Raw genomic sequence first — 23,489 nt, 5'->3', positions numbered from 1 at the left:
GACATGCAACGCGTCACGGTCCGGATCCGCGTAGACCGCCACACTGGCAATCCCGGCATCCCGGCACGCGCGAGCAACGCGGACAGCGATTTCGCCACGGTTGGCGATGAGCACCTTGCGCACGATGAGTTCACTTCTCCAGAGGGGCCGGAGGGGCCAGAGGGGTTTCGGCGGGGACGAGGTGGGCGGGCAGCTCCGCGGGGCGCACGGAGGTGCCGGCGAAGCAGGCGCTCCACGCGACGTGGGCGCCGCGGACGTGGGCCTGGGCGAGCGAGGCCAGCAGCGTGGGCGCCTCGGGCTTGGCGCGCCGCACGGTGGGCAGCAGTGCCGCCGGGCGGCCGGGGGTCAGGCAGGACTTGCCCATGCTGGTGAGGATGGCGTCGGGGCCGACCTCCAGGTAGGTGGTGGTGCCCCGGGCCTCCAGGGTGGCCATGGCGTCGGCGAAGCGGACGGTCGCGCGGATGTGGTCGACCCAGTAGCCGGGCGTGCACATCTCGTCGGGCGCGACGGGCAGGCCGGTGACGGTGGAGACCAGCGGTATGCGCGGGCTGTGGAAGGCGATGCCCTCGATGGCGGCGCGGAAGTCGTCGAGGACGGGTTCCATCAGCGGCGAGTGGAAGGCGTGGCTGACGGGCAGGCCGCGGGTCTTGCGGCCGGCAGCGGCCAGCTCGGCGGCGATCTCCCCGACGGTCCGCTCGGCGCCCGCCAGGACCACGGAGGTGGGGCCGTTGACGGCGGCGATGCCTGCGGTGGCCGTGCGGCCCTCCAGGTGGGGCGCGACGTCGGCGGCGGAGGCGAGGGCGGCGGTCATCACGCCCCCGGCGGGCAGGGCCTGCATCAGGCGGCCGCGTACGGCCACGAGGCGCGCGGCGTCCTGCAGCGACAGCACCCCGGCGGCGTGGGCGGCGGCGATCTCGCCGATGGAGTGCCCGGCGAGGACGTCGGGGCGCACGCCCCAGCTCTCCAGCAGCCAGTACAGGGCCACTTCGACGGCGAAGGTCGCGGGCTGCGTGTACTCGGTGCGGCTGAGGAGGTCCGCGTCGCCGCTGTCGATCACCTCGCGCAGGGGGCGCGGCAGGTGCGGGTCGAGGACGTGGCAGACCTCGTCGAAGGCCTCGGCGAAGACGGGGAACGCGGCGCGCAGTCCGGCACCCATGCCGGGGCGCTGGGCACCCTGTCCGGTGAAGAGGAAGGCGAGGTCGCCCTCCTGGACGGTGCCGGTGGTCAGGCCGGGGGCGGCTCCGCCTGCGGCGAGGGCGTCCAGGCCGCTCAGGGCGTCGTCGCGGCCGGTGACGAGGAGGACGGCGCGGTGGGGGCCGTCGCTGCCGCGGGAGGCCAGGGCGAGCGCCGCGGACGCCGGGTCCGGGGCGCCGGCGGTGCCGGTCGTGTCCGTCGTGCCGGTGCCGGTCGTGTCCGTGGTGCCGGTGCCGGCGAGGAGGTCGCGCAGCGCCGCGGCGCGGGTGCGCAGTTCCTCCTCGGTGCCTGCGGAGAGGACGAGGGGCAGCGGGGCGGGGACTGCTTCGGGCGGTACGGGGCGCTCCAGTGTGGTGGCGCCGGAGGGTGCGTGGTCCATGGAGGCCTGCCTCGCGGTGTCGTCGGGAAATTCCAGGTCGTCGGCCGTGCGGGAGCCCGCGGTACGCGTCATGGCAGCGTGCGGGCGGACGGAAGGGGCGCCGCGGGCACCGTGGTCGTCACCGCGGCCGGCGTACGGAGCGCCGGGGCCGCGGGATGCGCAGCGGTGCGTGGGGCGGAAACGGGTGGCCGGAAGGTGGGGCGGGCAGGAAATCCTCGGGTGATTTCCCGTTCCCCGTCGCTGCGGCTTCGTTGCCGTGCGAAAAGCATCTGGAATTGGTGACTGACCGTCAAGGTATCCCCCATCAGACCTTGGTGAACTGTGTCAGGCGATCGTCAGAGCTGTGCCGAGCTGCGCCTCCGATGCGTTTTCCGGGGAATTCCGGTCGGTGTTCCCGAGGTGCCCGAAGCGGAATCCGACACCGCGGATGGTGATGATCCAGTCGGCGGAGCCGAGCTTGCCGCGCAGGCTGCTGACGTGGGTGTCGATGGTGCGCCCGGGCCGGGACCAGTTGTCGTCCCACACCTGCGTCATGAGCTCCTTGCGGGAAATGACTTTCTCCGGCTGCGAGGCGAGGAGACGGAGGAGGTCGAATTCCTTGCGGGTGACCTCGATGCGGCGCCCGCCGAGGCGGACCTCGCGCGTTCCCGCGTCGATGGTGAGCGGGCCGGCGGTGATGAGCCGGGCGGCGGTGCGGTCGCGGCCCTGGGGGCGCGCGCGGCGCATGACGGCCTCGATGCGAGCCATGAGCTCGCGGAAGCCGTAGGGCTTGATGACGTAGTCGTCGGCGCCGGCCTGCAGGCCCAGCACCCGGTCGAGCTCGCTGGCGCGGGCGGTGACGGCGATGACGGGGATGTCGCTGGCGGCCCTGATGGCGCGGCAGATCTCCAGGCCGTCGAGGTCCGGCAGTTCGAGGTCGAGGAGGACGAGGTCCGCCTCGCCGTAGGTCTCCAGGGCCTTGCTCCCGGTCCCGGCGGTGGACGTGTCGTACCCGTGCCGGCGCAGCCCGTGGACCAGGGTCTCGGCGGCGCGCGCGTCGCTCTCGACCACCAGGACGCGCAGGGTGTCCTCCGCCCGGACGCCTTCGGCCCGGCCGGTCCGGCCGCCCTGGCCGCCGCGGCCCGCCGGACCGGCCGGCGCGGCCGGACTGGAGCCGGAGCGCGGCCGGGGAACGCGCGGTGGTGGTGGCGTCCGGCGTATGTGGGGGTCGAGAGAGGTGGTGGTGGCTTGCTGGTTCATCCGCTGCTCCTGCACTGTCGCGCGGCGCTGGGGCCGCTAGCCGACCGTTCAACGCGAGATTACAAACCGGACTGCTGGTTTGTCAAAGGTCTTGACCATCGACGAGGGGCGACACTCGGCCACACCCACCGGACACCTCATCCGTAGCCGCACCATCCAGCCAACAGCCGCTTCCCCAGGGGGATCGGGACCCCCTTCGAATCATTCGCAGGGCGGGCCAATCCGACCGGGATGCGCGGCAAACAGGAGGAGAATCCGGTTAATTACCCTGAGATACAGGGGCATATCCCACACATTCGGACAGCAGCGAGCTAGAAATAAAACCAGTTAGTTGGTTTCATGGTTCTCATGACGTTGTCCCCCCTCCACGTTCGTACGTTCGTGCAGCTCAGCGCGGCTTCAGGCGGCTCCGCGCACACCACCGGAACGCACTGCCCCAAGGGCCGGCCATGACCAAGCAGGAACGGGCCATGAACACCCGTCACGCCCTGATCCGCTCCGCGGCCCAGGCGTTCGACCAGCACGGCTACACCCGGGCCAAGCTCGCCGGCATCAGCGCCGGCGCCGGCGTGAGCACGGGCGCGCTGCACTTCCACTTCGACACCAAGGCGGCCATGGCCGCGGCGGTGGAGACGGAAGCCGCGCGCATCCTGCACGCCGTCGCCCGCCGCGTCCACCGCCGCAGCCCCTGCGCCCTGCAGGCCCTGGTCGACACCTCGCACGCGTTCGCGCAGCAGCTGTGCTGGGACGTCGTCGTACGGGCCGGCTTCCACCTCAACTCCCGCACCTCGCACGCCGCCGAGACCGACCTGCTGCAGGAGTGGCTGGAGTGCGTGCGACGGTACCTGACGCGGGCCGCGAAGGAGGGCACGATCCTCGCGGGCGCCTCGGCCGAGGACATGACGGCGACGATCATCGGGGCGACGATCGGCTTCGAAGGGCTCGCGCGGCGCGACCGCGAGTGGCTCTCCCGGCCCACGCTGTCCAGCCTGTGGCGCGCGCTGCTGCCCCGGCTGGCCACCCCGGAGACCCTGGCGCGGCTGGAGCCCGCCGGGACGGAGTCCGCGCTCAGCGCCGCCGGCAGCGGCGCCGCCCCCGCTCCGGTCGGGCGGGAGGACGCGGCGCGGGAGTCGCCGGGCGGCTGACGGGGCAACCCGGCGGGACATCGACGGGACACCGGCGGAAGAACCGCGGACGGACCCACGGACGGAACCGCGGGCGGACCGCGGGCGGAACCGACGGGAGATCAGACTCAGACCCGAGCAGGGCCGTACGGAGCGGCCGGCCACCGGAGGGGGACCGGGCCGGCCGCTCCGTACGGCCCTGTCACGTGCCCACGGGCGGGAATCGCATGGCGGAAAATCGACGCACCGCCACCCTCGAATACCGATGATCCGGTTTTTCTGTCCACCGTAGGTCCGTTATGTCGGTCCGGCGAGTGGGGTGGAACCCTCACATCTCCCCCACGAATCACTCACCACCTTCACGAGGGCTGTTGACAAACAGGATGACCGGTTTGTTAACGTCCCCGGTGTCGGATCGACGCACACGTGGGGGACATGTGGGAATCGCGGACAGCTCAGCGGGACATGCCGGCCGGTCGGGGTTCGCCCTGCTGGAGGCCGTCGTGGGGAACGGCTTCACGTCGGCCCTCCAGGAGGGGCTGGGCCGTTCGGCCGTCTCTTCCCTCGGTCCTCACCGGGCGCACGGGTCACACGGAGCGCACGGAGCGCACGGAGCGCACGGAGCGCACGGGGTACGACAGCACGCACCCGGACAGGTGGTGCCCATGGTGCCCGCCCAGCGGCGCCCCGCGTCCGGGAGTGCCCTGGGCGTGGACGCGGGTGCGGTGATGCGCCGCTACGAGGCGGCCCTGCCGGAGGTCCTGGAGGAGCTCGGGTGTGATGCGCCCACCCTGCGTTCCTCCCTCGCCCTGCACGCGCGGTGCGTGCTGGCCGCGGCGGAGGCCGCCGCCGAGCGGGGCGGCCGGGTGCCCGCGGACGCCTGGCGGGCGCCGGCGGCACTGCGCGCGGACACCCGGATCCCGGAAGCGGCCGCGGGCCTGCTGCTGGAGTGCGCGCTCCAGGAGGTGCTGGCGTCCGGCGACCCGCGGGGGGCGGGGACCGCGCGCCGCGCGGCGAGGGTGGTGGGGCTGCTCGGCGGCAGCGCCGCCGCGGGGCGGGACGACGAGGTCTGGAGAGAGCGGCGGCGGCTGGCGCGGGAGATCCACGACCAGCTCGGGACCTCGCTCACCCTGGCCCTGCGTCACTTGGAGTCCCCCGGCGCCGGGGAGGCACAGGCGGCCGGGAAGCTCGTGCGCGAGGCGCTCGGGCGGTCGCGGGAGCTGGTCGGGGAGCTGCGCCTGGCGGCCGAACTGCCGCCGCTGGCACGGGCCGTCGAGGAGTTCGCCGCGCAGGTCACGCCCGGGACTCCGGTGTCCGTGGCCGCCACGGGGGACGAGTCGCTGCTGTCGGACGCCTCCCGGCGCGAGCTCTTCTGGTCCCTGCGCGAATGCCTGAGCAACAGCTTCGTGCACGCCCCGGGCGCGGCGGTGGAGGTGACGACGCGGGTGACGCGGCGCTGGGCCCACGCCCGGGTGGAGGACACCGGGCCCGGATTCGACGCGGCGCGCGTCATGTCGGCCCCGGCGGCGGGCGGCCTGCGCTGGGTGCGCGAGCGCATCGAGGACATCGGCGGCCGGGTGACGCTGGAGAGCACCCCGGGTGAGGGGACCCGGGTGAGCATCCACGTGCCGTTGCTGGCGCGCGCCTGAGGCGCGCTCCGGGCGGGCCGGCGGCTCAGCGGTGGCCGACGGCTCAGGCGGTGCCCGGGCGGTGGCGCCGGCGTTCAGGCGGTGACGGCTGCGGCTTCCTTTGGGCTTCGGGCCTCGCGCTGCGCCTGGTGGGCCTTCCAGACGCGGGCCCCGCGGTCGGGAGCGGTGTCGAGGTTCCGCAGCGCGCCGGGAACGGCGATGCCGGGCAGGAAGGTGTCGTAGAGGAGGGCGATGCGCTTCTCCAGGGCACCGCTCTCGCCGTGCGCGGTGGCGAGGATCTCCACGCCCGTCCACGCCCCGACGAAGAGGGTCGCCGTCGGGCCGGGGTCGACGTGGGGCAGGACCTCGCCCTGCGCCTTGGCCTCGGCCAGCTGCCCCGCGATGAAGTCGATCCAGGCGGGCCAGGAAGTGCCGAACAGGTCACGGGCCTTGCGGTCGGCGGAGAGCCGGATGGAGGCGCTCAACAGCGGCTCGCCGGGCAGGCGGTGGGCGAGGACCATGCCCACGTCCACCCACTCCTGCAGCCTGGACTCCTGCGGCAGGATGCCCTCGATGGTCAGCGCCTGGTCCAGGACCCCGCGGGCCAGCTCTTCCTTGGAAGCGAAGTGGAAGTACAGGGCTCCCTTGGTCACGCCCGCGCGCGCGAGGATCTGCGCGATGGTCGTGGACTCGTAGCCGAACTCGTCGAAGACGGCACCGGCCGCTTCCAGGATCAGGCGTCGCGTGCGGACCGCCCGCTCCTGCTTCGCCACGAGGAACCTCCGTGCTGCCCAGCGCCGCCGTCAGATAAATGCCGCAAATGAAGCCGACAAAAATAAATACCGTGCAGTACGTATCTTACATGCGGCGAAACGGCGACCCGACCGTCGTCACAGCAGCCGAACGTCGTCACAGCAGCCAAACATCGTCACGTCAGCCGACCCTCGTCACAGCAGCCCCACCGCCGTGTCCACGGCCCGTGCCACGTCCCCGTCGGCGGGGTAGAGGAGCGACCGGCCCGCCACCAGCCCCTGCACCGTCGGCAGGCGCAGCGCCGACCGCCAGCGCTCGTACGCCGCGTCCTGGTCGCCGCCCACGTCCCCGCCCAGCAGCACCGCCGGCAATGTCGACGTCTCCATCACCCGTTCCATGTCCGCGGGGTCCTCCGTCACCGGCACCTTCAGCCACGTGTACGCGGACGTCCCGCCCAGCCCGGAGGCGATGGCGATCGCCCGCGTGACGGCGTCGGCGCCGAGGTCGTTGACGACGCGGCCGCCCGCCCGGCGGGACAGGAACGGCTCGATGAAGACCGGCAGCCGCCGGGCGGCCATCTCGTCGACGGCGCGGGCGGCCGCGTGCAGGGTCCTGAGCGAGCCGGGGTCGCCGGGGTCGATGCGCAGGAGCAGCTTCCCGGCGTCGAAGCCGAGCGCGGCCAGGTCCTCCGCGCGCGGCCCGGTGAAGCGGTCGTCCATCTCGAAGGCCGCGCCGGCGAGCCCGCCGCGGTTCATGGACCCGATGACGACCTTGCCCTCCAGCGCGCCGAGCAGCAGCAGGTCGTCCAGGATGTCCGCGGAGGCCAGGACCCCGTCGACACCGGGCCGCGACAGCGCGAGGCAGAGCCGCTCCAGCAGGTCGGGCCGGGCCGCCATGGCGAGCGGCCGGTCACCGACGGCGAGAGCGCCGCGTGCGGGATGGTCCGCCGCGATGACCATCAGCCGCCCGCTCTCCCCGAGCAACGGCCGCCGGAGCCGCCGCGCGGCGGCTTCGGCGATGGCCTCGGGGTGCCGGCTGCGGATGCGGGACAGATCGGCGATGCGCACGGTCATGACCGGGGGGCCTCCGTACGGGGGTCCTCGCCGGACGGGCCCGTGCCGGCGTCGGCGCGGGACGGGGCGCCCTCCGGACCGGACGGCCGGGTTCCCGGCCGGGAGACGCCGGGAACACCGGGCCCGCCAGGCGGCCGTACGGCACCGGGCCCGCCGGGAGACCGGGCCGGACCGGAGCCACCGGAGCCGCCGGGCTCGATGGATCCGTCGGGAGCGTCGGACCTCCAGGGCCCCCCGGGTTCACCGGCCCCGCCGGGGCGGCCCGCGCCGCCGGGTCCGACGAGCGCCCCAGACCCGCCAGACCCGCCAGACCCGCCAGACCCGCCAGACCCGCCAGACCCGCCAGACCCGCCAGACCCGCCAGACCCGCCAGACCCGCCAGACCCGCCAGACCCGCCAGACCCGCCGCGAGGCGCAACGCGTCCCCGGGCCAGCAGTTCCTCGATCTCCTCCCCCGTCGGCATCGCCTCCGAGCACGACAGGCGTGAAGCCACCAGCGCCCCCGCCGCGTTGGCGAACCGGAGGGTCCGCTCCAGGGGCCAGCCGGCCAGCAGGCCGTGGCACAGCGCGCCGCCGAAGGCGTCGCCCGCGCCGAGGCCGTTGAGCACCTCCACCTCCACGGGCGGCACTTCCGCCGCCGTCCCGTCGCGGTGGACGGCGAGGACGCCCTCGGGTCCCCGTTTGACCACGGCGAGTTCGACGCCGGCGTCCAGCAGCGCCCGCGCCGCCCGCCGCGGCGCGCGCTCGCCCGTGGCGACCTCGCACTCGTCGGCGTTGCCGACGGCGACGGTGGCGTGGGCGAGGGCCGCGGCGTAGTGCGGCCGGGCGGCGGCCATGGCGGCCGGCCCCGTACGCCCGCCGTGCCCGGACGCGCCGCCCTCGCCGCCCCAGAACAGCGGCCGCCAGTCGAGGTCGAGGACCGTGACGCCGCGCCGCCCGCGCGCCGCGAGCGCGGCCAGCGTCGCGGTCCGGCTGGGCTCCTCGCACAGGCCGGTGCCGGTCGCCCAGAAGATCCGGGCGGCCCGGATCGCGCCGAGGTCCAGCTCGTCCGCGTGGATCTCCAGGTCGGGCGCCTTGGGGCGGCGGTAGAAGTAGAGCGGGAAGTCGTCCGGCGGGAAGACCTCGCAGAACGTCAGGGGCGTCTGGTAGGCGGCGACGGGCGTCACCCACCGGTCGGCCACGCCGAAGCCGCGCAGCGCGTCGTGGAGGTAGTCGCCGAAGGGGTCCGCGCCGGTGCGGCTGATGAGCGCCGCGCTCCGGCCGAGCCGCGCCGCGGCGACCGCGACGTTCGCGGGCGAGCCGCCCAGGAACTTGCCGAAGGTCTCGGCCTCGGACAGCGGCACGCCGGTCCGGAGGGGGTACAGGTCCACGCCGACCCGGCCCATGGTGATCAGGTCGAAAGACGTACGCGCACTCGGGTGGCTCATCGGCGCCCTTCCTGAGGGTTCGGCTCGGACCGGCTCGGTCATTGTCCTTACATATAGACGTGAGCGGAAGACATCTTGACGTTACGTCCGTATGTCAGGACGTAGTCTTGACACTCCCCCGCACCGCGGGAAAGCTACGGGCAAAGCCCAGCCCCTCCCTCGCCCGAGGAGAGCACCATGCCCGCTCCCGACGCGACCGCGAACGTCCCCTCACGGCACCGGATCCGGGTCGGCTCCGCCCCCGACTCCTGGGGCGTCTGGTTCGCCGACGATCCGGCCCAGCTCCCGTGGCGGCAGTTCCTGGACGAGGTCTCCGACGCGGGCTACGAGTGGATCGAGCTGGGCCCGTACGGCTATCTGCCCACCGACCCGGCCCGGCTGCGCGACGAGACGCAGCGGCGCGGCCTCACGGTCTCCGCCGGCACCGTCTTCACCGCGCTGCACCGCGGTCCCGGCACCTGGGGGGCGACGTGGGCGCACGTCGCGCCGGTCGCGGAGCTCACCGCCGCGATGGGGGCGCGCCACCTCGTCGTCATCCCCTCCTTCTGGCGCGACGACAGGACCGCCGAGATCGTCGAGGACCCGGAGCTGACCGCCGATCAGTGGCGGCACCTCACCGCCGGCATGGAGCGGCTCGCCCGCGAGGTCCGCGAGCGCTACGGGCTCGGGATCGTCGTCCACCCGCACGCCGACACCCACCTCGACACCGAGGCGCACGTCGAGCGCTTCCTCGACGCGACCGACGCGTCGCTGGTCTCCGTGTGCCTGGACACCGGGCACTACGCGTACTGCGGCGGCGACAGCGTCAGGCTCATCGAGACGTACGGGGAGCGGATCGGCTACCTCCACCTCAAGCAGGTGGACCCGGAGGTCCTCGCGGACGTCCTCGCCAAGGGGACGGCCTTCGGGCCCGCCGTCCGGCAGGGCGTCATGTGCGAGCCGCCGCGGGGCGTTCCCGCGCTGGAACCCGTCCTCGCCGCGGCCTCCCGGCTGGACGCGGACCTGTTCGCCATCGTGGAACAGGACATGTACCCGTGCCCGCCGGACCGTCCCCTGCCCATCGCGCGGCGCACGCGGGGCTTCCTGCGCGGCTGCGGCCTCTGAAGACTGGGAGACTCGCACGGATGAAGCACGAAGGCGCAGGAAAGGACGTACGCCGGGCCCCCCTCGGCGTCGCGGTCATCGGCACGGGGCGGATGGGCTCCGACCACGTCCGGCGCCTGGACCGGGTCATCAGCGGGGCCCGGGTCAGCGCGGTCATAGACGTCGACGGCGAGCGCGCCGAGCGGATCGCGGGCGGCGTCCCCGGCTGCACCGCGTACACCGACGCCGCCGCCGCGATGGACGCCGGCGACGTGGACGCCGTGCTCGTCGCCTCGCCCGGTCCCGCGCACGAGGCGGCCCTGCTGGCCGCCTTCGCGCGGGACCTGCCGGTCCTGTGCGAGAAGCCGCTCACGCCCGGCGCGGAGTCCGCGCTGCGGGTGATGGAGGCCGAGGTCCGGCTCGGGCACCGGCGGGCGCAGGTGGGGTTCATGCGCCGCTACGACACGGAGTACCTGCAGCTGAAGGCGCTGCTCGACGGCGGCGCGCTCGGGCGGACGCTGATGCTCCACTGCCGGCACCGGAACGTGGCGACGCCGCCGGGCTTCACCGAGGCCATGATGATCAACGACTCGGTGGTGCACGAGATCGACGCCACGCGGTGGCTGCTGGGCCAGGAGATCACGGCGGTGAGCGTGGTGAAACCGGCCCCCTCGCCGGCCGCGCCCGGCGGCCTGAGCGACCCTCAGCTGGTCCTCCTGGAGACCTCCGGCGGCGCCCTGGCCGACGTCGAGGTCTTCGTCAACTGCGGGTTCGGCTACCAGGTGCGGTGCGAGGCGGTCGGCGAGCGCGGCAGCGCGCGGCTGGGCGACGCGCACGGCCTCTACGTGAACGCCGCCGGGCGCTGGGGCGGCGCCATCGCACAGGACTTCGTCGACCGCTTCCGCGAGGCGTACGACCGCGAGGTCCAGCACTGGGTCGACGCGACGCGGCGCGGGGTGACGGAGGGGCCGAGCGTGTGGGACGGGTACGCGGCGGCGGCGGTCTGCGAGGCGGGCGTCCGGGCACAGGAGTCCGGCGCCCGGACGGAGGTCACCCTGACGGCACGCCCACCGATGTACGCGTGACACCCAGTGCCACGGTGTCGCCTGCGGCGCGCGGTGCCGTGGTTGCGTGCCGTCCCACCGAAGCCTTCTCGCCCCCGGCGAGGCTGCCGTGGGCGGCGCCTCGCCCTCCCCCGCCGCGACGGCAAGGACCGGCCGGGGCCCACGGCCGCACGGGCACATCCGCCCGCCGCGTGGGCCCGCGGCCGGGCGAACCATGCCGCACAGGCATTCCCTCCCGCCGCAACGGCGACCAGCCACCTTCGACGGGACCGGCGGTGCCGAACCGCCGGCGGTCGTCCGCCCACGCGGCCGGGAACCGGACCGTACCCACAGGACGGAGTCACGCATGCGGATCGGAGTCGTCGGGGCCGGGCGGATCGGGGCGCATCATGCCGCGGTCCTCACAGCGCTCGACGGAGTCGAGGGCGTCGTCGTCGCGGACGCCGAACAGGACCGCGCCGCCGCCCTGGCCGCACGCGTCGGCGCGCGGGCCGCCCCCTCCCCCGAGGCCGTGTTCGACGGCGGCGTCGACGCCGTCGTGATCGCGGCGACCACCGCGGCGCACCCCGCCCTGATCACGCAGGCGGCCCGCGCCGGACTCCCCGCGTTCTGCGAGAAGCCCGTCGCCCTGGACGTCCCGGGCACGCTGCGCGCGCTCCGCGAGGCGGACGCGGCGGGCACGCTCCTGCAGCTGGGGTTCCAGCGCCGTTTCGACGCCGGCTTCCGCGCGGCCCGCGCCGCCCTGCGCGCCGGCCGCCTTGGCAGCGTGCACACGATCCGCGCCGTCACCTCGGACCCGGCGCCCCCGCCGGCCGCGTTCCTGGCGCAGTCCGGCGGGCTGATCCGGGACTGCCTGGTGCACGACTTCGACGCCGTCAGGTGGCTGACGGGCCGGGAGGTGACGGAGGTGTACGCCCGCGGCGCGACCGGCGGGGCGTCCGCGGCCCTCTTCCGGGAGGCGGGCGACGTGGACACGGCCGCCGTCCTCCTCGCCCTCGACGACGGCGCCCTGGTCACGGCGACGGCGACCCGCCGCAACGGCGCGGGCTACGACGTCCGCATGGAGCTGTCGGGCGAGCTCGACCAGTGGGTGGTGGGCCTGGACGCCCGTACGCCCGCGACGTCGGCCGAGCCGGCCGGCCCGCCGCCGCCCGCGCGCCCCTGGTCCGGCTTCCTGGAGCGGTTCGCCCCCGCGTACCGGGCCGAGCTGGCCGCCTTCGTGGCGGCCGTCCGCGGCGAGGCCCCCAACCCGTGCCCCGGCCGCGAGGGGCTGCACGCCCTGCTGGTGGCCGAGGCGTGCGAGACGTCCCGGCGGGAGAACCGCCCGGTACGCGTCGTACCGGCCCCGGGCTGACGCACGGGCACAGGCACAGACCGCCACTCACACCCCGAAACGGCGTCATACACGCGTCACGGGCGTCACGTTCTCGCCGCCCTTCCGTCACAGCCGCACCACGACGCCGCATCGGCGGTCACTCTCCGTCGTTCAAACCGACAACAGTCGTGGTGATCGACAAGGCCGCGCCGCAGCTCCCCCGACGGATTTCCTCCGTCGCTGCGGCGCAGCGGAGAGGCGCGAGATGACCGACCGTCGACTCTGGTCCTACAAGGAGATCGCAGCGCACATCGGTGTGCAGACCGATACCGTGCGGACCTACCGGAAGCACGGGCTGCTGCCCAAGCCCGACCACACCGAGGGCGGCAAGCCCTATTGGTACGCGGACACGGTCCGTGCCTGGGTGGCGAGCCGCCCGGGCAACCGTGCCCGGCGCGATCCGAACAACTGACCCGTCCCTCCGGGCCCCGGACCGTCACGGTCCGGGGCCCCTTGCCCTTCTTCGCCTTCTCTCCCGTCACACCCTCCGGAATACCCCCGGGGGGTAAGCTGCTCCCCGCACGGCACCACGATCGATCTTCCCGAGGAGAACCGCCATGAGCCCCCAGCCCACCGCCACCACCGCCGTCTACCGTGTGACCGGCATGACCTGCGGCCACTGCGAGTCCGCCGTGAAGGAGGAGCTCTCCGCCCTGGCCAGCGTCACGTCCGTGCAGGCCGTGGCCGCGAGCGGCGAGGTCACCGTGGTCTCCGCGGCCCCGCTGGACGAGGAGGCCGTGCGCGCCGCGGTGGACGAGGCGGGCTACGAGCTCACCGGCCGCGCCTGACGCGCCCCGGTGCGCACAAGGCATCGGCCGCACCCCCGTCCGACACGTAACCCACATAAGTGACACAACACCCACACAATTAGGATCTTGCCCCACTGCGCCCGTTATGGCAGGAGACCTAGATCACAGCAATGGCAACGTAACCATTGCGGGGGGTCGTGGGTCTAACCAGGCAGTGCTGGATCGTCTTGGGGGACGGTACCGGCCACGCGTGGCCGGGGCACGTACCCGGGGAGCTTTGAGCGGCCCTCCCGTACGTACGCGTCCCGGCAGATCGCGTCGGCTGCGCGCACCGAGGCTCCCGGCCGGATCCCGTGGGGGGAATCCGTACCGGGGAACGGGAAGCGCCCCGCTCCGACCCGTGGGGGGATCGGAGGCGGGGCGCTTTTCACAGCCCATGCGAAAAGCCCTGAGAGCCACGGCGGCTCTCAGGGCTTTTGTCGGCTACGGGGCCGGGCGGCCGTGCGTCGGCCGGACGGTCCCGCGTCAGGCGCGCTCGACCGGCAGGTCCCGCTCGACGACGCCGGTGTAGATCTGGCGCGGACGGCCGATCCGGGAACCCGGCTCCTTGATCATCTCGTGCCACTGCGCGATCCAGCCCGGCAGCCGGCCGAGGGCGAAGAGCACGGTGAACATCTCGGTCGGGAAGCCCATGGCCCGGTAGATCAGGCCCGTGTAGAAGTCCACGTTCGGGTAGAGGTTGCGCGAGACGAAGTAGTCGTCGGAGAGCGCGTGCTCTTCCAGCTTCAGCGCGATGTCGAGCAGCTCGTCGGACTTGCCGAGCGCCGAGAGGACGTCGTGCGCCGCCGCCTTGATGATCTTCGCCCGGGGGTCGAAGCTCTTGTAGACGCGGTGGCCGAAGCCCATCAGGCGGACGCCGTCCTCCTTGTTCTTCACCTTGCGGATGAAGGAGTCGACGTCGCCGCCGTTGGCCTGGATGCCCTCAAGCATCTCCAGCACCGACTGGTTGGCGCCGCCGTGCAGCGGGCCCCACAGGGCGTTGATGCCGGCGGAGATCGAGGCGAACAGGTTGGCCTGCGAGGAGCCCACCAGGCGCACGGTCGACGTGGAGCAGTTCTGCTCGTGGTCGGCGTGCAGGATCAGCAGCTTGTCCAGGGCGCTGACGACGACCGGGTCCAGCTCGAACTCGGCGGCGGGCACCGAGAAGGTCATGCGCAGGAAGTTCTCGACGTAGCCGAGGTCGTTGCGCGGGTAGACGATCGGGTGACCGATCGACTTCTTGTACGCGTAGGCCGCGATCGTCGGCAGCTTGGCCAGCAGACGGATCGTGGACAGGTGACGCTGCTGCTCGTCGAACGGGTTGTGGCTGTCCTGGTAGAAGGTCGACAGCGCGCTGACCACGGAGGACAGCATGGCCATCGGGTGGGCGTCGCGCGGGAAGCCGTCGAAGAACCGCTTGACGTCCTCGTGCAGCAGGGTGTGCTGGGTGATCTCGCCCTTGAAGGTCGCCAGCTCCTCGGTCGACGGCAGCTCGCCGTTGATCAGCAGGAAGGCGGTCTCGAGGAAGGAGCTGCGCTCGGCGAGCTGCTCGATCGGGTAGCCCCGGTAGCGCAGGATGCCCTGCTCACCGTCGAGGTAGGTGATCGCGGATTTGTAGGCGGCGGTGTTGCCATAACCGGAGTCCAGGGTCACCAGACCGGTCTGGGCGCGGAGCTTGCCGATATCGAAGCCCTTGTCGCCGACGGTGCTGTCGACCACCGGGTAGGTGTATTCGCCGTCCCCGTACCGCAGTACTACAGAGTTGTCGCTCACGTCATCCCTCACCGACGTTGTGCCTCTTCTTCGAGGTGCCCTGACTACCCCTACCTTCCCCCATTTGGACGATGCACGTGCACTCGGGGTCGGCCATAGGGCCTAAAGACGGCACTCAGTGCCGCCCAGCCTGGCCATACTGCCCCCTTCGCCCCGGTTGGTAAACCGATGAGAGACGAATCCCACCCCGGATCCACGCTCTCCAGGGCCTCTTCGGACCGCTTCGGGGGCCGTCCGGCCCTTCACAAAACCTCCCCGAACGCCCTCACATTCCCAGCCGGTGATCGAGCGCGGTACACCTCCTGCCTGCGGAGACGGTCCGTACGGCCTGACCGAGCGCCTTCCGCGAGCCCACCAGCACCACCAGCCGCTTTGCCCGGGTTACTGCGGTATAGAGCAGATTGCGCTGCAGCATCATCCACGCACCGGTGGTGACGGGGATCACCACGGCCGGGTATTCGCTGCCCTGCGAGCGGTGGATCGTCACGGCGTAGGCGTGCGCGAGCTCGTCGAGTTCGTCGAAGTCGTAGCCCACTTCCTCGTCCTCGTCGGTGCGCACGGTGAGCCGCTGCTCGACGACGTCGAGGCCGGTGACGACGCCCACCGTGCCGTTGAAGACGCCGTTCTGCCCCTTTTCATAGTTGTTGCGCACCTGGGTGACCTTGTCGCCCACGCGGAAGACCCGGCCGCCGAAGCGGCGCTCGGGGAGGTCGGGCCGGGCGGGCGTGATCGCCTGCTGCAGCAGTCCGTTGAGGGTGCCGGCCCCGGCCGGTCCGCGGTGCATGGGCGCCAGCACCTGCACGTCCCGGCGGGGGTCGAGCCCGAACTTGGCGGGGATGCGCCGGGCCGCCACGTCCACGGTGAGCCGGCCCGCCTCCTCGGTGTCCTCCTCGGCGAAGAGGAAGAAGTCCGTCATCCCCTGAGTGATGGGCTGCGCCCCGGAGTTGATGCGGTGCGCATTGGTGACCACGCCGGACTGCTGCGCCTGCCGGAAGATGCGGGTGAGCCGAACGGCGGGGACGGGGCTGCCGGGGGCGAGGAGGTCGCGCAGCACCTCCCCGGCGCCGACGGAGGGCAGTTGGTCCACATCGCCGACGAGGAGGAGGTGAGCGCCCGGCGGCACGGCCTTGACGAGCTTGTTGGCCAGCAGCAGGTCGAGCATGGACGCCTCGTCCACGACCACCAGGTCGGCGTCCAGCGGGCGGTCCTTGTCGTACGCGGCGTCGCCCCCGGGCTTGAGCTCCAGGAGGCGGTGGACGGTGGACGCCTCGGCGCCCGTGAGCTCGGAGAGCCGCTTCGCGGCCCGCCCGGTGGGGGCCGCGAGGACCACCTTGGCCCCCTTGGCACGGGCCAGTTCGACCACGGAGCGGACGGTGAAGGACTTGCCGCAGCCCGGCCCGCCGGTGAGCACGGCGACCTTGCTGGAGAGCGCGAGCCGGACCGCCTCCCGCTGCTCGGGGGCGAGCTGCGCGCCCGTGCGGCCCGCGAGCCAGGTCAGGGCCCGGTCCCAGTCGACGTCCTGGAAGGCGGCGAGCCGGTCGGCGCCGTCGCCGAGCAGCCGCTTCAGCTGCCCGGCCAGGGAGAGTTCGGCGCGGTGGAAGGGGACGAGGTAGACGGCGGTGACGGGCTGTCCGTCCTCGGAGCCGGGGACCTTCTCGCGGACCACGCCCGGCGCCCCTTCCCCGCCCGCCCCCTCTTCCTGAGCCGCCAGTTCCGCGAGGCAGTCGATGACGAGCCCGGTGTCCACCTGGAGGAGCTTCACGGCATCGGCGATCAGCCGCTCCTCCGGGAGGTAGCAGTGGCCCTGGTCGGTGGACTGGGAAAGGGCGTACTGCAGCCCGGCCTTGACCCGCTCGGGGCTGTCGTGCGGGATGCCGACGGCCTGGGCGATGCGGTCGGCGGTGAGGAAGCCGATGCCCCACACGTCGGCGGCCAGCCGGTAGGGCTGGTTGCGGGTGACGGAGATGGAGGCGTCCCCGTACTTCTTGTAGATGCGCACGGCGATGGAGGTGGAGACGCCGACGCCCTGGAGGAAGACCATGACCTCCTTGATGGCCTTCTGCTCCTCCCAGGCGGCGCCGATCAGCTTCGTGCGCTTCGGGCCGAGGCCGGGGACCTCGACGAGGCGGCCGGGGTCGCTCTCGATGACGTCGAGGGTGTCCGTGCCGAAGTGCTCGGTGATGCGGTCGGCGATGCGCGGGCCGATGCCCTTGATCAGGCCGGAGCCGAGATAGCGGCGGATGCCCTGGACGGTCGCGGGCAGGACCGTGGTGTAGTTCTCGACGGTGAACTGCCGTCCGTACTGCGGGTGGGAGCCCCAGCGGCCCTCCAGCCGCAGCGACTCCCCCGGCTGCGCGCCGAGGAGCGAGCCGACCACCGTGAGGAGGTCACCGCTGCCGCGGCCGGTGTCGACGCGCGCGACCGTGTAGCCGCTCTCCTCATTGGCGTAGGTGATCCGCTCCAGGACACCTTCGACGACTGCCATCTGGACCATGCACCGACGGTACCGGTCAGCTCCGACAGCGGTTCGAGAGCTGTGGACAACTCATGACGAGGGGGCCCGGTCCGACGACCGGGCCCCCTCGTGTCCCCCCAAAACCGGCTTCCCCTGAATCCCCCCGGATCCCTCCCCAGGAAGCCCGATGCCTTGTACGACCCGCCTCGGCCGCAAAGGGTTGCAGCGCTTTCAAGGAGTTATCTTTCCGTTACCCTATGTGCGATTCCAGGGGCCTCGGCTACCCCGGGTCGAGCAAGCACGTACCGAAGGTAACGTTCCAGGGTCTCGGCGAGGACCTCCGCTCCGTCCCTGGCCCACAGCCGCGTGCTGAAGATTTCGGCCTCCACCGGCCCCCGGTAGCCCGCCGCGGTGGCCTGTTCGAAGAACCGGCGGAGGTCGACGCAGCCGTCGCCGAGCTGGCCGCGGCCGAGCAGTGCCCCTTCCGGCAGCGGCGTGACCCAGTCGGCGAGCTGGAGGGCCGCGATCCGGCCGCCCTCCCCCGCCCGCGCGAGCTGTCCGGCCACGGTGTCGTCCCACCACAGGTGGTAGCTGTCGGCCACGACGCCGACCTGGTCCGCGGGGAACCTTTCGGCCAGGTCGAGGGCCTGACGGAGCGTCGTGACGACGCTGCGGTCGGAGGCGTACATGGGGTGCAGCGGCTCGATCGCGAGCCGGACGCCGTGCCCTGCCGCGTACGGGGCGAGCCCGGCGAGCGCCTCCGCCACCCGCTCGCGCGCGCCGGCCGGGTCACGCGAGCCCGGCGGCAGCCCGCCCGGGACGAGGACGAGGACGGCCGCCCCCACCTCGGCGGCCTCCTCGACGGCCGCCCGGTTGTCCGCGAGCGCGGCCGCCCGCGCCACCGGCTCGGGCGAGGTCAGGAAGCCGCCGCGGCACAGGCTGCTGACGGACAGTCCGTGCGCCCGCACGAGCCGCCCGGCGGCGGCCGCCCCGTACTCCTGCACGGGTCCGCGCCACAGCCCCACGTGCCGCACCCCCGCCGCCGCGCATCCCGCCGCCAGCTCCGGCAGGGACCACTGCCGCACGGTCTGCTGGTTGAGGCTGAAGCGCGCGAGGCCGCTCACGGCTCCACCCCGTGGACGGCCAGCAGCCGGCGCATCCGGGCCTCGGCGAGGCCCGGATCGGGGAACAGCCCGAGGCCGTCGGCCAGCCGGTACGCGCGCGCGAGGTGCGGTAGGGAGCGCGCCGCGTGCCCGCCTCCCGCCATGGTGAAGTGGTCCTGGTGCCCGGAGAGCCACGCGAGCAGCACGATCCCCGTCTTGTAGCAGTGCGTCGGCGGTTCGAAGAGGTGGCGGGCGAGCGCGACGGTCGGGTCCAGGAGGGAGCGGAAGCGGTCCCGGTCGCCCCGGTCGAGCGCCCGGGCCGCATGGGCGGCGAAGGGCGCCAGCGGGTCGAAGACGCCCAGCAGGGCGTCGCTGTGGCCGTCGGCGCCGCCCTCGATGAGCTCCGGGTAGTGGACGTCGTCGCCCGTGTAGCAGCGCACCCCGGCGGGCAGCCTGCGGCGCAGGTCGCGCTCGCGCTCCGCGTCCAGCAGCGACACCTTGACGCCGTCGACCTTGTCCGGCCGGGCGGCGACGACGTCCAGGAGGGTGTCCGCGGCGGCGTCCGGGCCGGTGCCGCCCCAGTAACCCTCCAGCGCGGGGTCGAAGACCGGGCCCAGCCAGTGCAGGATCACGGGCCGTGCGCTCTGCCGCAGCAGGGTGTCGTAGACGTCCCGGTAGTCGTCCGGGCCGGACGCGACGGCGGCGAGGGCCCGCGAGGCCAGCAGGACGGCCCGGGCGCCCGCCGCCTCCACGAGGGCCAGCTGTTCCTCGTAGGCGGCGGTGACGGCCGCCAGGGTGCCGTACGGGGGCGTGAGCTGGTCGGTGCCGGCCCCGCAGACGATGCGGCCGCCGACGGCCTTCGCCTCCGCCGCGGAGCGCCGGATCAGCTCGGCGGCGGCCGGCCAGCCGAGGCCCGCGCCGCGCTGGGCCGTGTCCATCGCCTCGGCGACCCCGAGGCCGTGCGCCCACAGGTGGCGGCGGAAGGCCAGGGTGGCGTCCCAGTCGAGCGCGGCCGGGCCGTACGGCGTGGTGTTCCCCAGGGGGTCGGCGACGACGTGGGCGGCGGCGAGGACGGCGCGGGATGCGGGCGGTGGTCCGGGCGCGAGGGCCGGGGACCGCCCCGTGGGCTCGTACGGGCGCAGCCGCCCGCCGTCGCCGGGCAGCCGGATCACAGGTCGCTCCAGGCCACCCGGCGGCCCTCCCGGGCCGACGTCCGGGCCAGCGTCGCGAGCCGGACGCCGCGCGCGCCCGCGCGCAGGTCGTAGGGCCACGGCTCGTCCAGGGCGACGTGCCGCAGGAACAGCTCCCACTGCGCCTTGAAGGCGTTGCCGAAGGCTTCGTTGTCGGGTACCTCCTGCCACTGCGCGCGGAAGCGGGAGGTGTCGTCCGCGGGGGCGTCGGGGTCCCAGACGGGCTTGGGGGTGACGGAGCGGTGCTGGGCGCGGCAGTGGCGCAGCCCGGCGACGGCCGAGCCCTCGGTGCCGTCGACCTGGAACTCCAGCAGCTCGTCGCGGTGCACGCGCACCGCCCAGGAGGAGTTGAGCTGGGCGACTATGCCGCCCTCCAGCTCCATGATCGCGTAGGCGGCGTCGTCGGCGGCCGCGCGGTAGGGCTTGCCGCTCTCGTCCCAGCGGTGCGGGATGTGGGTGGCGACGTGGGCCTGGATGCTCCGCACGGGTCCGAAGAGCTCCCGCAGGACGTACTCCCAGTGGGGGAACATGTCGGAGGTGATGCCGGCGTCCGCGTCGCGGTAGTTCCAGGAGGGGCGCTGCGGGGGCTGCCAGTCGCCTTCGAAGACCCAGTAGCCGAACTCGCCCCGTACGGACAGGACGCGGCCGAAGAAGCCGCCGTCGAGGAGCCGCTTGAGCTTGCGGATGCCGGGGAGGAAGAGCTTGTCCTGGACGACGCCGTTCTTCACGCCGGCCGCGGCGGCGCGGTCGGCGAGGTCCGCCGCACCGCCCCAGTCGCAGGCGACCGGCTTCTCGCAGTACACGTGCTTGCCCGCGTCGATGGCCTTGCGCAGGGCCGGTTCGCGGGCGGAGGTGGCCTGGGCGTCGAAGTAGACGTCCACGGCGGGGTCGGACAGGACGGTGTCGAGGCAGGTGGTCCACCGGTCGAGGCCGTACCGTCCGGCGAGCTCCTTCAGCCGGGCCTCGCTGCGGCCGACGAGGACGGGCTCCGGCCACAGGCGTGTGCCGTCGCCGAGGTCGAGGCCGCCCTGCTCCCGCAGGGCGAGGACCGAGCGGACGAGGTGCTGGCGGTGCCCCATGCGGCCCGTGACGCCGTTCATGGCGATCCGCAGGGTCCTGGGTGCGCTCATCGTGCGTTCCCCCCTTCTGCCGTACGGGGAGCATTTCCCGCCCGCCCCGGGGGAACCCGTTCCCCATGAAGCTCGCCTTCTCCACGCTCGGAGTGCCCGGACTGCCCCTGTGGGAGGTGGTGCGGCTGGCCCGCGCGCACGGCTGGGACGGCGTGGAGCTGCGGGCGCACCCGGAGGAGCCCGTGCACCCCGGGTGCGGGCCGCGGGAGCGGGAGGCGGCGGTCGCGGAGTTCGCCGGGTCGGGCGTCGCGGTCCTGGCCGTGGCGGGCTACGCGCAGGTGGCCGCCGCCGGTGACGACGCGGCCGTGCTGCGCGAGCTGAGCGGGCTCGTCCATCTGGCGGCCGATCTGGGGGCCCGCTACGTACGGGTCTTCCCCGGCGGCGGCGGTCTGCCGGCGGAGGAGGCGGACGCGCTGGCCGCCCGGCGGCTGGGGGCGGTGGCGCCCCTGGCCGCGGACCGGGGCGTCCACGTGCTGCTGGAGACGCACGACTCGCACCGCCGGGCCGCGGACGCCGCGCGGGTCCTGGGACCCGTGGGGCACTCCCACGTCGGCGCCCTGTGGGACGTCCTGCACACCTGGCTGGGCGGCGAGTCCCCTGCGGTGAGCCTCCCGGTGCTCGCCCCGCACCTGGGCTACGTCCAGGTCAAGGACGTCGCCTCGGCGGAGGACCTGGCACCGCTGCCGCTGGGAGCGGGGGTGCTGCCGCTGGGCGACTGCGTCCGGGCGCTCACCGCGTCGGGCTGGGACGGCTGGCTGTGCTGGGAGTACGAGAAGCGCTGGCATCCGCGGGCGGCAGACTTCGGGCAACTGGCGGGGCCGGGTGCGGAGTACTTGCGCGGGCTGCTCGCCGCCGCCCGGCCAGCGCCGTGACGCCCACCCCGGACACCAGCAGCACCGCCGCTCCCCAGCGCAGCGGGCTCACGCCCTCGCCGAGGAGGAGCGCCGCCGACGACATGCCGAAGACGGGCACCAGGAGGCTGAAGGGCGCGACGGCCGAGGCGTCGTAGGTGCGCAGCAGGAAGCCCCAGGCGCCGAAGCCGAGGACGGTGGAGACCCAGGCGACGAAGGAAATCGCTCCGGCGCCGCTCCAGTCGAGGGACCGCAGTGCTTCGGCGTCCGCCTCCGGGCCTTCGAAGAGGAGGGAGAGCAGCAGGAGGGGCACGACGGGGACGGTGCTCACCCACACCATGAAGTTCAGCGCGTCGGGCGGCGCCGCCTTGCGGGTGAGGATGTTCGACACGCCCCACAGGGCCGCGGCGGCCACGACGAGGGCGAAGCCGAGGACCGGCCCGGACGCGCCCTCGTCGACGGCCGCCACGGCGATGCCCGCGACGGCGGTGCCCATGCCCAGCAGCCGGGTCCGGCCGAGGCGTTCGCCGAGCACGGCCGTGGCGAACAGGGCGGTGAAGACGGCCTGGGCCTGGAGGACGAGCGAGGACAGGCCGGCGGGCATCCCCAGGTGCATCCCGGTGAACAGGAGCCCGAACTTGCCGACGCCCAGGACGAGCCCGACGGCGGTGATCCAGCGCCAAGGCACCTGCGGGCGCCCGACGAGGAAGACGGCCGGGACGGCTGCCGCGAGGAAGCGCAGGGCGGAGAAGAGCAGCGGCGGGAAGTGGTCGAGGCCGACATCGATGACGACGAAGTTGACGCCCCAGACGGCGGCGACGAGAACGGCGAGGGAGAGGTGCAGGGGACGCATGCGGCAAGCCTCGCCGCCCCGACCCTGTAGCACCAGCACAGGTTCCTTCATGATGGGATTCAGCAACGCTGAAACGAGAGGGGGGCGTTCGGTGCTGGACCTGGCACGCCTGCGGGCGCTGCACGCCGTGTCGGTGCACGGTTCGGTGAGTGCGGCGGCGGAGGCCCTGGGCTACACCCCGTCGGCCGTTTCGCAGGCCGTCACCAAGCTGGAGCGGGAGACGCGGACGACTCTGCTGGAGCGGCGCGGGCGGGGCGTGGCGCTGACCGACGAGGGGCGGCATCTGGCGTCGACGGCCCAGCAGTTGCTGGCGCTGGTCGAGCGGGCGGAGACGGAGCTGGAGGAGCGGCGCGGTCAGCCGGCGGGCCGGCTGGTCGTCGGGGCGTTCCCGTCGGCGGCGCGCGGCCTGCTGCCGGGAGTGCTCGCCCGCCTCACGCGCGACCACCCCGCGCTGGACGCCCGCCTGCTGGAGGTCGATCCCCACCTGTCGGTCGACCTGGTCTCCCAGGGCGTCATCGACGTCGCCGTCGTCCACGACTGGGACATCGCCCCGCTGGCCCCTCCGGAGGGGCTGGAGCAGGTGCTGATCGGCGAGGACCGGTGCGACGTCCTGGTGCCGGAGGGGCACCCGCTGGCCGGGCGCACCACGCTCGACCGGAGCGACCTGCCGCACCAGCGCTGGATCTGCCAGCCGCCGGGCACCGTCTGCCACGACTGGCTGGTGCGCACGCTGCGCGCCGCCGGGCACGAGCCGGACCTCGCCTACCAGGCCGCCGAGAACCACACCCACATCGCGCTGGTCGCCGCGGGCCTGGGCATCGCCCTCATGCCGCGCCTGGGGCGGGGCCCGCTGCCGGAGGGCGTACGGGCCGTGCCGCTGGACCCGGTCCCGGTGCGGCGGCTCTCCGCCCTGTGGCGCAACGGCGCCGCCCGCCGGCCGGCGATCACCGAAACGGTCCGCACGCTGCACGAACAGTGGCCCCTGAGGACGTTCTGAACCCTTGCAT

General features: G+C 73.6%; 19 protein-coding genes and 2 pseudogenes. 9 read left to right on the top strand and 12 right to left on the bottom strand.

The features are described from left to right. The 3 genes from ACOTKD_RS28845 to ACOTKD_RS28835 all read right to left on the bottom strand — a co-directional run. Nucleotides 1–123 (bottom strand): biotin carboxylase N-terminal domain-containing protein (locus tag ACOTKD_RS28845; protein WP_146166841.1); only part of this gene is annotated, 123 nt, incomplete at its 3' end. 7 nt (nt 124–130) lie between these two features. Next, nucleotides 131–1,645 carry an acyltransferase domain-containing protein gene (locus tag ACOTKD_RS28840; protein WP_424891907.1) on the bottom strand — a complete coding sequence of 505 codons (1,515 nt, stop codon included), beginning with the start codon at nt 1,643–1,645 and terminating at the stop codon, nt 131–133. A gap of 252 nt (nt 1,646–1,897) precedes the next feature. Beyond that, a complete protein-coding gene (locus tag ACOTKD_RS28835; RefSeq protein ID WP_424891906.1) occupies nt 1,898–2,812 on the bottom strand; it encodes a response regulator transcription factor in 915 nt (304 codons plus the stop codon). 449 nt (nt 2,813–3,261) lie between these two features. Here ACOTKD_RS28835 and ACOTKD_RS28830 point away from each other — a divergent pair, with 449 nt between their 5' ends. Both ACOTKD_RS28830 and ACOTKD_RS28825 read left to right on the top strand, forming a co-directional pair. After that, the gene (locus ACOTKD_RS28830) at nt 3,262–3,957 is read left to right on the top strand and encodes a ScbR family autoregulator-binding transcription factor (RefSeq protein WP_424891905.1); all 696 of its coding nucleotides are present in this window, start codon (nt 3,262–3,264) and stop codon (nt 3,955–3,957) included. Between the two features lie 644 nt (nt 3,958–4,601). Beyond that, a complete protein-coding gene (locus ACOTKD_RS28825; RefSeq protein WP_424891904.1) occupies nt 4,602–5,585 on the top strand; it encodes a sensor histidine kinase in 984 nt (327 codons plus the stop codon). A 74-nt stretch (nt 5,586–5,659) separates the two neighbouring features. Here ACOTKD_RS28825 and ACOTKD_RS28820 read toward each other — a convergent pair whose 3' ends face one another. From ACOTKD_RS28820 to iolC, 3 genes and pseudogenes are all read right to left on the bottom strand, one after another. Further along, nucleotides 5,660–6,337: a ScbR family autoregulator-binding transcription factor gene (locus ACOTKD_RS28820; RefSeq protein WP_424891903.1), complete on the bottom strand. Its 678-nt coding sequence runs from the start codon at nt 6,335–6,337 to the stop codon at nt 5,660–5,662. A gap of 174 nt (nt 6,338–6,511) precedes the next feature. Next, nucleotides 6,512–7,390 carry a Cgl0159 family (beta/alpha)8-fold protein gene (locus tag ACOTKD_RS28815; RefSeq protein WP_424891902.1) on the bottom strand — a complete coding sequence of 293 codons (879 nt, stop codon included), beginning with the start codon at nt 7,388–7,390 and terminating at the stop codon, nt 6,512–6,514. Nucleotides 7,391–7,815: 425 nt separating this feature from the next. After that, a pseudogene (gene iolC, locus ACOTKD_RS28810) lies at nt 7,816–8,817 on the bottom strand (5-dehydro-2-deoxygluconokinase); the annotation flags it as partial. Between the two features lie 177 nt (nt 8,818–8,994). Here iolC and ACOTKD_RS28805 point away from each other — a divergent pair. The 5 genes from ACOTKD_RS28805 to ACOTKD_RS28785 all read left to right on the top strand — a co-directional run bounded on the left by ACOTKD_RS28805 (nt 8,995) and on the right by ACOTKD_RS28785 (nt 13,127). Next, nucleotides 8,995–9,921: a sugar phosphate isomerase/epimerase family protein gene (locus ACOTKD_RS28805; RefSeq protein WP_424891901.1), complete on the top strand. Its 927-nt coding sequence runs from the start codon at nt 8,995–8,997 to the stop codon at nt 9,919–9,921. Nucleotides 9,922–9,941: 20 nt separating this feature from the next. Next, entirely contained in the window at nt 9,942–10,985 is a 1,044-nt protein-coding gene (locus tag ACOTKD_RS28800) for a Gfo/Idh/MocA family protein (protein WP_424891900.1), read from the top strand. A gap of 325 nt (nt 10,986–11,310) precedes the next feature. Next, on the top strand, nt 11,311–12,318 hold the full coding sequence (locus ACOTKD_RS28795; RefSeq protein ID WP_424891899.1) for a Gfo/Idh/MocA family protein: 1,008 nt from the start codon (nt 11,311–11,313) through the stop codon (nt 12,316–12,318). A 226-nt stretch (nt 12,319–12,544) separates the two neighbouring features. Continuing rightward, entirely contained in the window at nt 12,545–12,751 is a 207-nt protein-coding gene (locus tag ACOTKD_RS28790; RefSeq protein WP_424891898.1) for a helix-turn-helix transcriptional regulator, read from the top strand. 145 nt (nt 12,752–12,896) lie between these two features. Continuing rightward, entirely contained in the window at nt 12,897–13,127 is a 231-nt protein-coding gene (locus tag ACOTKD_RS28785) for a heavy-metal-associated domain-containing protein (protein WP_424891897.1), read from the top strand. A gap of 486 nt (nt 13,128–13,613) precedes the next feature. Here the strand turns inward: ACOTKD_RS28785 and ACOTKD_RS28780 are convergent, their stop codons facing one another. The 5 genes from ACOTKD_RS28780 to ACOTKD_RS28760 all read right to left on the bottom strand — a co-directional run bounded on the left by ACOTKD_RS28780 (nt 13,614) and on the right by ACOTKD_RS28760 (nt 20,778). Next, nucleotides 13,614–14,900: a citrate synthase gene (locus ACOTKD_RS28780; protein WP_424891896.1), complete on the bottom strand. Its 1,287-nt coding sequence runs from the start codon at nt 14,898–14,900 to the stop codon at nt 13,614–13,616. A gap of 265 nt (nt 14,901–15,165) precedes the next feature. Next, nucleotides 15,166–17,394, bottom strand: a complete 2,229-nt coding sequence (locus ACOTKD_RS28775; protein WP_424891895.1) for an ATP-dependent RecD-like DNA helicase — start codon at nt 17,392–17,394, stop codon at nt 15,166–15,168. A gap of 200 nt (nt 17,395–17,594) precedes the next feature. Continuing rightward, nucleotides 17,595–18,479, bottom strand: a complete 885-nt coding sequence (locus tag ACOTKD_RS28770; RefSeq protein WP_424891894.1) for a sugar phosphate isomerase/epimerase family protein — start codon at nt 18,477–18,479, stop codon at nt 17,595–17,597. Then, on the bottom strand, nt 18,476–19,630 hold the full coding sequence (locus ACOTKD_RS28765; protein WP_424891893.1) for a dihydrodipicolinate synthase family protein: 1,155 nt from the start codon (nt 19,628–19,630) through the stop codon (nt 18,476–18,478). Before ACOTKD_RS28765 ends, ACOTKD_RS28770 begins: the two co-directional genes overlap by 4 nt. Next, a complete protein-coding gene (locus tag ACOTKD_RS28760) occupies nt 19,627–20,778 on the bottom strand; it encodes a Gfo/Idh/MocA family protein (RefSeq protein WP_424891892.1) in 1,152 nt (383 codons plus the stop codon). The genes ACOTKD_RS28765 and ACOTKD_RS28760 overlap by 4 nt, the downstream gene beginning before the upstream one ends. 65 nt (nt 20,779–20,843) lie before the next feature. Between ACOTKD_RS28760 and ACOTKD_RS28755 the strand changes: the two are divergent. Beyond that, a pseudogene (locus tag ACOTKD_RS28755) lies at nt 20,844–21,515 on the top strand (sugar phosphate isomerase/epimerase family protein); the annotation flags it as partial. Here the strand turns inward: ACOTKD_RS28755 and ACOTKD_RS28750 are convergent. Then, nucleotides 21,508–22,482 (bottom strand): EamA family transporter, encoded by a 975-nt coding sequence (locus ACOTKD_RS28750; RefSeq protein WP_424891891.1) that lies wholly within the window; start codon nt 22,480–22,482, stop codon nt 21,508–21,510. The pseudogene ACOTKD_RS28755 and the gene ACOTKD_RS28750 overlap by 8 nt on opposite strands. Nucleotides 22,483–22,573: 91 nt before the next feature. Here ACOTKD_RS28750 and ACOTKD_RS28745 point away from each other — a divergent pair, with 91 nt between their 5' ends. Beyond that, the gene (locus ACOTKD_RS28745) at nt 22,574–23,479 is read left to right on the top strand and encodes a LysR family transcriptional regulator (protein ID WP_424891890.1); all 906 of its coding nucleotides are present in this window, start codon (nt 22,574–22,576) and stop codon (nt 23,477–23,479) included. Nucleotides 23,480–23,489: the final 10 nt, after the last annotated feature.

This window comes from Streptomyces sp. XH2, from assembly GCF_049725035.1.
Taxonomy (GTDB): Bacteria; Actinomycetota; Actinomycetes; order Streptomycetales; family Streptomycetaceae; genus Streptomyces; species Streptomyces roseoverticillatus.
This window is presented reverse-complemented; position numbering and strand designations above follow the sequence as displayed.

Coding starts and splice junctions, on each gene's coding strand:
- ACOTKD_RS28840 (WP_424891907.1), bottom strand. CDS start 1,645: ATGACGCGTACCGCGGGCTCCCGCACGGCCGACGACCTGGAATTTCCC.
- ACOTKD_RS28835 (WP_424891906.1), bottom strand. CDS start 2,812: ATGAACCAGCAAGCCACCACCACCTCTCTCGACCCCCACATACGCCGG.
- ACOTKD_RS28830 (WP_424891905.1), top strand. CDS start 3,262: ATGACCAAGCAGGAACGGGCCATGAACACCCGTCACGCCCTGATCCGC.
- ACOTKD_RS28825 (WP_424891904.1), top strand. CDS start 4,602: ATGGTGCCCGCCCAGCGGCGCCCCGCGTCCGGGAGTGCCCTGGGCGTG.
- ACOTKD_RS28815 (WP_424891902.1), bottom strand. CDS start 7,390: ATGACCGTGCGCATCGCCGATCTGTCCCGCATCCGCAGCCGGCACCCC.
- ACOTKD_RS28805 (WP_424891901.1), top strand. CDS start 8,995: ATGCCCGCTCCCGACGCGACCGCGAACGTCCCCTCACGGCACCGGATC.
- ACOTKD_RS28800 (WP_424891900.1), top strand. CDS start 9,942: ATGAAGCACGAAGGCGCAGGAAAGGACGTACGCCGGGCCCCCCTCGGC.
- ACOTKD_RS28795 (WP_424891899.1), top strand. CDS start 11,311: ATGCGGATCGGAGTCGTCGGGGCCGGGCGGATCGGGGCGCATCATGCC.
- ACOTKD_RS28790 (WP_424891898.1), top strand. CDS start 12,545: ATGACCGACCGTCGACTCTGGTCCTACAAGGAGATCGCAGCGCACATC.
- ACOTKD_RS28785 (WP_424891897.1), top strand. CDS start 12,897: ATGAGCCCCCAGCCCACCGCCACCACCGCCGTCTACCGTGTGACCGGC.
- ACOTKD_RS28775 (WP_424891895.1), bottom strand. CDS start 17,394: ATGGTCCAGATGGCAGTCGTCGAAGGTGTCCTGGAGCGGATCACCTAC.
- ACOTKD_RS28760 (WP_424891892.1), bottom strand. CDS start 20,778: ATGAGCGCACCCAGGACCCTGCGGATCGCCATGAACGGCGTCACGGGC.
- ACOTKD_RS28750 (WP_424891891.1), bottom strand. CDS start 22,482: ATGCGTCCCCTGCACCTCTCCCTCGCCGTTCTCGTCGCCGCCGTCTGG.